This window comes from Ruminococcus sp. CAG:379 (genome assembly GCF_000434255.1).
GTDB lineage: Bacteria > Bacillota > Clostridia > Oscillospirales > Ruminococcaceae > Ruminococcus_F > Ruminococcus_F champanellensis.
Genome location: NZ_FR894846.1, coordinates 4,034 through 6,011 on the forward strand (window position 1 = coordinate 4,034; position 1,978 = coordinate 6,011).

At 54.3% G+C, this 1,978-nt stretch carries 1 protein-coding gene and 1 pseudogene; both read right to left on the bottom strand.

The genetic code is table 11. The annotated features are described in order from the left end of the window. Window positions 1–223, bottom strand: a pseudogene (locus QVO51_RS02930) (protein translocase subunit SecD); the annotation flags it as partial. A 114-nt stretch (window positions 224–337) separates the two neighbouring features. Further along, window positions 338–1,774 (bottom strand): adenylosuccinate lyase, encoded by a 1,437-nt coding sequence (gene purB, locus QVO51_RS02935; protein ID WP_022357171.1) that lies wholly within the window; start codon window positions 1,772–1,774, stop codon window positions 338–340. Window positions 1,775–1,978 lie beyond the last annotated feature (204 nt).

The following is a 1,978-nucleotide window of genomic DNA, read 5'->3' on the forward strand; positions in this document are numbered from 1 at the left end:
CGGCAGCCAGCTGCTGCTCCGTTGCCTCAATGCCATTTTCCGGCTCAAAGGTAACGTCCACACCGCCCTGGATATCAATACCCAGACGAATGTCGTCCAGTCCGTGTATGTAGGTCGTGGAGATATCACCGTACTGATAATCCAGACCCACGATTGTGGATGCGGCAAATGCCAGGATCAGCGCAAACACAATGAAAAACACGGCTTTGTTTCCTTTTTTCACTGTCAAGCCTCCTAAACTTATTCTGTTTCTGTCGGGGGATCTCATCCCGCAAACCGACAATTAACAATATTATAACTTATCCGCAAAGGAAAGTCAATAGATTTGTACATACCTTTACACGGAAAGCTCCGCTGTTTCGTTGAGAATGTCCTGGTTGGCATCCAGAACGGGCTGCACAAATTCCTGTAAAAACTCGGTGACCTGTTCCTGGCTGCGGCCGGTAAACTGCTCCGGCTGCATGATCTTGTCCATTTCCTCCCGGGAGATCATAAACATTTCGTCCGCCAGGATCAGCTCGCACAGATCGTTCTCCAGACCGTCCTCCTTCACATGCTTCCCGGCGATCATGGAGTATTCCCGGATCCGCTCGTGGAGCGCCTGCCGGTCGCCCCCCTTCTTCACTGCGTCCATCATGATGTTCTCCGTTGCCATAAAGGGCAGCTCCTGCATCACTCTCCGGCGCACGATCTTGGGATATACCACCAGTCCGTCGGTTACGTTCATCATGATATTCAGAATGGCGTCCACACCCAGGAAGCCCTCTGCCATGGAGATCCGCTTGTTGGCAGAATCATCCAGCGTCCGCTCGAACCACTGGGTGCCGGCGGTGAATGCAGGATTCAGGGTGTCGATCATCACATATCTTGCCAGTGCGGTGATCCGCTCACAGCGCATGGGGTTCCGCTTGTACGCCATGGCGGAGGAGCCGATCTGCCCCTTCTCAAAGGGTTCTTCCATTTCCTTGAAGCTCTGCAAAATCCGCATATCGTTGGCGAATTTGCTTGCGGACTGGGCAACGCCGCCCAATGCCGCCAGCACCTGTGCGTCCACCTTCCGGGAATAGGTCTGACCGGACACGGGAACCACTGCGTCAAAGCCCATTTCCTCTGCGATCATCTGCTCCAGCTGCTTGACCTTGGAGGAATCCCCTTCAAACAGCTCCATGAAGGAAGCCTGGGTGCCGGTGGTGCCCTTGGAGCCCAGCAGCTTCAGGGATGCGATCCGGTGATCGATCTCCTCCAGATCCATCAGCAGCTCGTTGATCCACAGGGTGGCACGCTTGCCCACGGTGGTCAGCTGTGCGGGCTGAAGATGGGTATACGCCAGGGCGGGCATGGCCTTGTAGCTGTCCGCAAACCGGGCAAGATTGCCGATCACGTTGATGAGCTTCCGGCGCACCACCTGCAAGGCGTCCCGCATAATGATCACGTCCGTGTTATCCCCCACATAGCAGGAGGTTGCCCCCAGGTGGATGATGCCCTTTGCCTCCGGGCATGCCACACCGTAGGCGTACACATGGCTCATTACGTCGTGGCGGCAGACCTTTTCCCGTTCTCTCGCCACGTCATAGTCAATGTTTTCCACATTGGCTTCCAGTTGATCCACCTGTGCCTGGGTCACCGGCAAGCCAAGCTGATGCTCCGCCCGTGCCAGCGCCACCCAAAGCCGCCGCCAGGTGGTGAATTTCTTGTCCGCCGAGAATAAATACTGCATTTCCGGGCTGGCATACCGGGTGCAGAAGGGGGACTCGTAAGAATTTGTATGAGACATAATCGCCGCTCCTTTATTTCAAATAACACTTCATTATAGCACGAAAGGCACTGGCTCGTCAATTGTTTTGTTGGAAATTCTGCTTTCAGCTTGATGATCTTCTGCGTGACTCTATTTGTTTAACCAAATGGCTCACGCATGACACCCTTATCTTCTGTGACCATCTTTTCCGGACTTACTCTTTATGCTCTGCGTGCTTGGCAC